The organism is Amycolatopsis sp. NPDC004747 (assembly GCF_053601335.1).
This window is the reverse complement of the sequence record NZ_JBSGBQ010000020.1, coordinates 156469-164198: the sequence shown is the minus strand read 5'-3', so window position 1 is coordinate 164198 and position 7730 is coordinate 156469. Positions and strand designations below refer to the sequence as shown.

Sequence of the window (7730 nt, the reverse complement as noted above, 5' to 3'; positions counted from 1 at the left end):
CCGGGCGGCGGAGACGCGGATGTGACGCGGGGCCTGGTCGTCGTGGGCGATCTCCCGCGCGACGACCGCGGCGGCTTCCCGGTGGCCGCGGTGCAAGTAAGGCGGGTGGGAACCCGCCTTACCACTCACGACGGGGTCAGAGGCGGCAGGAGCGGATGTCCGACGCCAGGATCGCCTTCGCGCCGACCTCGGCGAGCTCGTCCATGATCCGGTTGACTTCCTTGCGCGGCACCATCGCCCGCACCGCGACCCAGTCTTCGTGGGCGAGCGGCGCGACCGTCGGCGACTCCAGGCCCGGCGTGATCGCGATCGCGCGCTCCACCAGCGTCCGCGGGCAGTCGTAGTCCAGCATCATGTACTGCTGGGCGAACACGACGCCGCGCAGGCGCGCGGCCAGCTGCGACTTCGCCTTGCTTTCCCCGGTCCCGCGGCGCTGCAGCAGCACCGCTTCCGACACGCAGATCGGGTCGCCGAAGGCCACCAAGTTGTTCTGCCGCAGCGACCGGCCCGACTCGACGACGTCCGCGATCGCGTCCGCGACGCCGAGCTGGATCGAGATCTCGACCGCGCCGTCGAGGCGGATCACCTCGGCCTCGACGCCGTGGCGGGCGAGGTCGTCGCGGACCAGCCGCGGGTACGACGTCGCCAGCCGCTTGCCGTGCAGGTCCGCCGGCTTCCAGTCCCGGCCCGCCGGGGCGGCGTAGCGGAACGTCGAACCGCCGAAGCCGAGCGCCTGGACCTCCTCGACCGGGGCGCCGGAGTCGAGCGCGAGATCGCGGCCGGTGATGCCGAGGTCGAGCTCGCCGGAGCCGACGTAGATCGCGATGTCCTTGGGACGCAGGAAGAAGAACTCGACCTCGTTGACGTGGTCGAGCACGGTCAGGTCGCGCTGCTCATGCCGCTTGCGGTAGCCCGCCTCGCCGAGCATCTCCGTCGCCGCGGCGGCGAGGGCTCCCTTGTTCGGCACGGCAACACGCAGCATTTCGCTCTTCTCCTCGATCGCTCGCCCGGTCCAGCACCGGGCGAAATCCCGTCACAGGTAGCGGTAGACGTCCTCGGTCGACAGCCCGCGGCCGAGCATCAGCACCTGCACCCGGTACAACAGCTGCGAGATCTCCTCGGCGAGGCGCTCGTCGGACTCGTGCTCGGCGGCGATCCACACCTCGCCGGCTTCCTCGAGCACCTTCTTGCCCTGGGCGTGCACCCCGGCATCGAGGGCGGCGACGGTGCCGGAGGATTCGGGCCGGGTACGCGCGCGCTCGGCAAGCTCCGCGAACAGCTCATCGAAGGTCTTCACGGTGCGGAATCCTTCCATCCCGCACCGCGCGGCGCCGCCCCGGCCCGCCGGGGGTGCTGCCCATCTCACACTGCCGTGGACGCCTGCTCCCACAGGCTGGGAACCGAGCCGGCCGCGCGGGTGCCCGGCGGCCGGCTGGGGCCGGGCCTCAGAAGAGCGCGCCCTGTTCGAAGTCCAGCAGGTAGCGCTTGCGGTCGAGGCCGCCACCGTAGCCGGTGAGGGAGCCGTTCGAGCCGACCACCCGGTGGCACGGGACGATGATGCCGATCGGGTTCTTGCCGTTGGCGAGCCCGACCGCGCGGGATGCCGCCGGCTTGCCGAGCCGGTCGGCGAGCTGGCCGTAGGAGATCGTCGTGCCGTACGGGATCTTGCGCAGCTCGGCCCAGACCAGCTGCTGGAACGGCGTGCCCGCGAAGGCCAGCGGCACCTCGAACTCCTGCCGCTGCCCGGCGAAGTACTCCTTCAGCTCGGTTTCGGCGCGGTCGAAGACGGCCGCGCCGGGGTCGGGCACGCCGAAGGTCGGCTCGGCCGGGCGGTGGCGCTGGCCGACCATGTAGAGGCCGCAGAGCGCGTCGCCCTCGGCGACCAGCGTCAACGGGCCGAAGAGGCTGTCGACGACGGCGTGGGTGCGCATGCTTCGTTCTCCTGCCGGGATCATGCGGCGGGCATCCGGTTGATCGCGTGGTCACCGGTGGCCCACAGGTGCTGGGTGGCGTAGGCGCGCCAGGGGCGCCAGGCCGCGGACCGGGCGGCGACGGCGGCCTGCCCGCCGAGGCCGAGGGTTTCCGCCGCGTGCTTGATGCCGAGGTCGGTGGGGAGGAAGGCGTCCGGGTCGCCGAGCGCCCGCATCGCGATGCTTTCGACCGTCCACGGCCCGAAGCCGGGCAACGCGCTCAGGGCGGCCCGCGCCGCTTCCCAGTCGCTGCCCGCGCTGAGGTCCAGGCCGTCGGTCAACGCCGTGACCAGCCCGAGCAGCGTGCGACGGCGGGTGCGCGGCATCGCGAGGGTCTCCGGATCCAGCGAAGCCAGCGCCGACGGGGACGGGAACAGGTGCGTCAGGCCGCCTTCGGGGTCCTCGACCGGCTCGCCGTGCGCGACGACGAGCCGCGCCGCGTGGGTCCGCGCCGCCGCCGTCGAGACCTGCTGGCCCAGCACGGCCCGCACGGCGAACTCGGCGCCGTCGACCGTGCGAGGGACCCGGCGGCCGGGTGCGGCCGCGACCAGCGGCGCGAGCAGCGGGTCGGTGGCGAGCTGGTCGTCGACGGCGACCGGGTCGGCGTCGAGGTCCAGCAGGCGGCGGCACCGGCTGGTGGCGGCCGGCAGGTCCCGGAGGTCGGTCAGCGTGAGCCGGCAGGCGATATGACCGTCCTCCGGGCGCAGCGCGACGACGCCGTGGCCGTGCGGCAGCCGCAGCGTCCGGCGGTAGGCGCCGTCCCGCCACTCCTCCACGCCCGGCACCCCGGTCGCCACGAGGTGCCCGAAGAGGTTGTCCGGGCACAGCGGCTTGCGGTAGGGCAGCCGCAGGACGAGCGCCCCGGCCGCCGAAGGCTTGCCCTTCGCGCGCTGCCGCAGTTCGGTCGGCGAGAGGGCGAACACCTCGCGGACGGTGTCGTTGAACGTCCGGATGCTGCCGAACCCGGCGGCCAGGGCCAGCTCGGTCATCGGCAGGGTGGTCGTCTCGATGAGGGTGCGTGCGGTCTGCGCGCGCTGGGCCCGTGCGAGCGCGAGCGGACCGGCGCCGAGTTCGGCGAACACCTGCCGCTCGACCTGCCGGACGCTGTAGCCGAGCCGGGCCGCGAGCCCGCGGACGCCCTCGGTGTCGACGACGCCGTCGGCGATCAGCCGCATCGCCCGCGCCACCAGGTCGGCGCGTTCGTTCCACAGCGGCGAGCCGGGGCTGGCGTCGGGGCGGCAGCGCTTGCAGGCGCGGAACCCGGCCTGCTGGGCGGCCGCCGCGCTCGGGTAGAACGTCATGTTCCGCGGCTTGGGCGGGACCACCGGGCAACTGGGCCGGCAGTAGATCTTCGTCGTCACGACCGCGATGTAGAACCACCCGTCGAAGCGCGCGTCCTTCGCCTGGACGACGCGCAGGCACCGCTCGATGTCCTCATGCACCGGTCCAGCATCGCGGATCCGGAGCACCCGGGCTAGCGGAAAAGCGACATGGTCGTGGTCACCCCAGCAGGGCCGCCAGCGCCGGCACGTCGATGCCCACCAGGGAGTCGCGGAACACCCGCCGGTCCCCCGCCTCGACGTCGACGTCGTGCGGGATCACCAGGACCGTGCAGCCCGCCGCGACCGCGGAGGCGGTGCCCGGCGGCGAGTCTTCGACCGCGACGCACCGCTCGGGCGGGACGCCCAGCAGCTCCGCGGCCTTGAGGTACGGGCGCGGGTGCGGCTTGTTGAGGCCCTCGACCTCGTCGCCGCACACGGTGACGTCGAAGAAGTCCCGGCCGATCGTGTTCAGCGCCAGCTCGGTCAGGACGCGCTCGGTCGAGGTGACCAGCGCCGAGCGCAGGCCCGCTTCCCGCACCGCCGTCAGTGCTTCGCGCGCGCCGGGGCGCCACGGCAGCTCGTCGTCGAACAGCCCGGCCGTGCGGCGGCGGATCTCCTCCCCCGTCGACGCGATCGCCTCCGGCGTCACCGGAAGGCCGACAACTTCGAGCAGGTACGCCGACGTGTCGTCCATGTTGGACCCGACGAGCGTCATCCGCTGCTGCTCGGAAAGCTTGCCGCCCAGCCAGTCCGCCGTCTCGTAGAGGGCGACGTCCCACAGCTTCTCGGAATCGACGAGGGTGCCGTCCATGTCCCACAACACGGCGCCGAGACCGTCCACAGTGGAGTCCTCCAGATCAGGTGTTGAAGTACTTGGCTTCGGGGTGGTGGCAGACGATCGCGTCGGTCGACTGCTCGGGGTGCAGCTGGAACTCCTCGGACAGCTTGACGCCGATCCGGCCCGGTTCGAGGAGGGCGACGATCTTCGCCCGGTCTTCGAGGTCGGGACAGGCGCCATAGCCCAGGGAGAACCTCGCTCCACGGTAGCCGAGCTTGAAGAAGTCCTCGACGTCGTCGGGGTCCTCTGAGGCGACCGCCACACCGCCGGGGAAGGTCAGCTCCTGCCGGATGCGGCGGTGCCAGTACTCGGCCAGCGCTTCGGTGAGCTGGACGCCGAGGCCGTGCACCTCGAGGTAGTCGCGGTAGGCGTCGGCGGCGAACAGCTCGTTCGCGTAGTCGGCGATCGGCTGCCCCATCGTGACCACGGTGAACGGCACGACGTCGACGTCGCCGGACTCGCGGGGCCGGTAGAAGTCGGCCAGGCACAGCCGCCGGTCGCGGCGCTGCCGCGGGAAGGTGAAGCGCACCCGCTCGGGCGCGTCGGGCGAAGGCTCGGTGAGCACGACCAGGTCGTCGCCCTCGGCGACGCACGGGAAGTAGCCGTAGACGACGGCCGCGTGGGCCAGGACGCCGTCGGCGGTCAGCCGGTCGAGCCAGTAGCGCAGCCGCGGCCGGCCTTCGGATTCGACCAGCTCCTCGTACGTCGGCCCGGCGCCGCCGCGGGCGCCCTTGAGCCCCCACTGGCCCATGAAGGTGGCGCGCTCGTCGAGCATCGCGGCGTAGTCGGCGAGCGCGACGCCCTTGACCACGCGCGACCCCCAGAACGGCGGGGTCGGCAGCGGCACGTCGGTGGCGACGTCAGAGCGGGCGGGCAGGGGTCCTTCTTCCTCGACCTTGCGGGCTTTGCGCGCCTCGGCGATCCGCAGCGAGCGTTCGCGGCGTTCCTTGCGCTCCTGGCGCTTCTTTTCCGCGTCCGCGTCGAGCAGCGGGGACTCCCCGCGCTTGGCGGCCATGATCGCGTCCATCAGCCGCAGGCCCTCGAACGCGTCCCGCGCGTAGCGGACGTCGCCGAGGTACAGCTCGGTCAGGTCGTTCTCCACGTAGGACCGGGTGAGCGCGGCCCCGCCCAGGAGCACCGGCCATCGCGCGGAGACACCCCGGGAGTTCATCTCCTGGAGGTTCTCCTTCATGATCACCGTGGACTTGACCAGCAGGCCGGACATCCCGATCGCGTCGGCACCGTGTTCCTCGGCCGCGTCGAGGATGGTCGTGATGGGCTGCTTGATGCCGAGGTTGACCACCTCGTAGCCGTTGTTGGACAGGATGATGTCGACGAGGTTCTTGCCGATGTCGTGCACGTCGCCGCGGACGGTGGCCAGCACGATCCGGCCCTTGCCGGAGTCGTCGCCGGTTTCCATGTGCGGTTCGAGGTGGGCGACGGCGGCCTTCATCACCTCGGCCGACTGGAGCACGAACGGCAGCTGCATCTGCCCGGAGCCGAACAGCTCGCCGACGGTCTTCATGCCGGACAGCAGCGTGTCGTTGATGATCTGCAGGGCCGGGCGCTGCTCGAGGGCGGCGTCGAGGTCTTCGGTGAGGCCGGTGCGCTCGCCGTCGACGATCCGGCGTTCGAGGCGCTCGAACAGGGGCAGCGCGGCCAGCTCTTCGGCCCGCGAAGCCTTGGACGACGCCGCGCTGACGCCCTCGAACAGGGCCATCAGCTCCTGCAGCGGGTCGTAGCCCTCGCGACGGCGGTCGTAGACGAGGTCGAGGGCGACCGCCCGCTGGTCGTCCGGGATGCGGGCCATCGGCAGGATCTTGGACGCGTGCACGATCGCGGTGTCGAGCCCGGCCTGGACGCACTCGTGCAGGAACACCGAGTTCAGCACCTGCCGCGCGGCCGGGTTGAGGCCGAAGGAGATGTTCGACAGGCCCAGGGTGGTCTGCACCTCGGGGTGGCGGCGCTTGATCTCGCGGATGGCCTCGATCGTCTCGATGCCGTCGCGGCGGGACTCCTCCTGGCCGGTGGCGATGGTGAAGGTGAGCGCGTCGACGATGACGTCGGAGGTCCGCAGGCCCCAGTTCCCGGTGATGTCCTCGATGAGCCGGGTCGCGATGTCGGCCTTCTTCTGCGCGGTCCGCGCCTGGCCTTCTTCGTCGATGGTCAGGGCGACGACGGCGGCGCCGTACTCGCTGACCAGTTCCATGACCTGGGTGAACCGGGACTCCGGCCCGTCGCCGTCCTCGTAGTTGACGGAGTTGACCGCGCACCGGCCGCCGAGGCGTTCCAGCCCGGCGCGCAGCACGGCGACCTCGGTGGAGTCGAGCATGATCGGCAGGGTGGACGCCGTGGCCAGGCGCCCGGCCAGCTCGGCCATGTCGGCGGTGCCGTCGCGGCCGACGTAGTCGACGCACAGGTCCAGCAGGTGGGCGCCGTCGCGGGTCTGTTCGCGGGCGATCTCGACGCAGTCGTCCCAGCGGCCTTCGAGCATCGCGGTGCGGAAGGCCTTCGAGCCGTTGGCGTTGGTCCGCTCGCCGATCATCAGCACGCTGGCGTCCTGCTTGAACGGCACCGCCTGGTAGAGCGACGACACGCCCGGCTCGGGCCGCGGCCGCCGGGGCACCGGCGCGGTGCCCGCCACCGCGGCGGCGAGCTGCCGGATGTGCTCGTCGGTCGTCCCGCAGCAGCCGCCGACCAGGCCGACGCCGAACTCCCGGACGAACCCGGTGAGCGCCTCGACCAGGGCTTCCGGGCCGAGCGGGTACACGGCGCCGTCCGGACCGAGCTCCGGCAGGCCGGCGTTCGGCATCACCGACAGCGGCACCCGGGCGTGCTTGGCCAGCTGCCGCAGGTGCTCGCTCATCTCGGCCGGGCCGGTGGCGCAGTTGAGGCCGATGACGTCGATGCCGAGCGGCTCCAGCGCGGCCAGCGCGGCGCCCACCTCGGTGCCGAGCAGCATGGTGCCGGTGGTTTCGACGGTGATCGAAGCGAGGATCGGCACCTGCCTGCCCTCGGCGGCCATCGCCCGCTTCGCGCCGATGATCGACGCCTTCGTCTGCAGGATGTCCTGGGTGGTTTCGACGATCACCGCGTCGGCGCCGCCGGCCAGCAGGCCCCGGACCTCCTCGCGGTAGGCGTCACGCAGCGTGGTGAACGGCGCGTGGCCGAGCGTCGGGAGCTTCGTGCCCGGCCCGACCGAGCCGAGCACGAACCGCGGGCGGTCCGGGGTGGAGAACTCGTCCGCGGTCTCGCGGGCCAGCCGGGCGCCGGCTTCGGCCAGCTCGAAGATCCGCCCGGTGATGCCGTACTCGGCGAAGTTGGCGAAATTGGCCCCGAAAGTGTTGGTCTCGACGGCGTCCGCGCCCGCTTCGAGGTATCCGCGGTGCACCGAGCGGACCACGTCCGGCCTCGTGACGTTGAGTACCTCGTTGCAGCCTTCGAGGCCGCCGAAGTCGTCCAGGCTCAGGTCGTGGGCCTGCAGGGCCGTGCCCATCGCCCCGTCGGCCACCAGGACACGCGTGCGGAGGGCATCGAGGAACGGTGACGACAGGCGGTCGGACATGCTGAACAGGGTAAGGCCGGTGGTCGTAGGCTGGT

General features: G+C 72.1%; 6 protein-coding genes. All 6 read right to left on the bottom strand.

Features of this window, described 5'->3' with window-relative positions:
• Positions 1-136: 136 nt before the first annotated feature.
• Positions 137-982, bottom strand: coding sequence for an ATP phosphoribosyltransferase (gene hisG / locus ACWEGE_RS29985; RefSeq protein ID WP_449663787.1), 846 nt, complete (start codon positions 980-982; stop codon positions 137-139).
• Between the two features lie 51 nt (positions 983-1033).
• A complete protein-coding gene (locus tag ACWEGE_RS29980; RefSeq protein WP_410574699.1) occupies positions 1034-1297 on the bottom strand; it encodes a phosphoribosyl-ATP diphosphatase in 264 nt (87 codons plus the stop codon).
• A gap of 148 nt (positions 1298-1445) precedes the next feature.
• On the bottom strand, positions 1446-1931 hold the full coding sequence (locus ACWEGE_RS29975; RefSeq protein ID WP_449663786.1) for a methylated-DNA--[protein]-cysteine S-methyltransferase: 486 nt from the start codon (positions 1929-1931) through the stop codon (positions 1446-1448).
• Positions 1932-1951: 20 nt separating this feature from the next.
• Positions 1952-3412, bottom strand: a complete 1461-nt coding sequence (locus tag ACWEGE_RS29970; protein WP_449663785.1) for an AlkA N-terminal domain-containing protein — start codon at positions 3410-3412, stop codon at positions 1952-1954.
• A gap of 58 nt (positions 3413-3470) precedes the next feature.
• A complete protein-coding gene (locus ACWEGE_RS29965; RefSeq protein WP_449663784.1) occupies positions 3471-4133 on the bottom strand; it encodes an HAD family hydrolase in 663 nt (220 codons plus the stop codon).
• Between the two features lie 16 nt (positions 4134-4149).
• A complete protein-coding gene (gene metH / locus ACWEGE_RS29960) occupies positions 4150-7695 on the bottom strand; it encodes a methionine synthase (protein ID WP_449663783.1) in 3546 nt (1181 codons plus the stop codon).
• Positions 7696-7730 lie beyond the last annotated feature (35 nt).

Coding starts and splice junctions, on each gene's coding strand:
- hisG (WP_449663787.1), bottom strand. CDS start 982: ATGCTGCGTGTTGCCGTGCCGAACAAGGGAGCCCTCGCCGCCGCGGCG.
- ACWEGE_RS29975 (WP_449663786.1), bottom strand. CDS start 1,931: ATGCGCACCCACGCCGTCGTCGACAGCCTCTTCGGCCCGTTGACGCTG.
- metH (WP_449663783.1), bottom strand. CDS start 7,695: ATGTCCGACCGCCTGTCGTCACCGTTCCTCGATGCCCTCCGCACGCGT.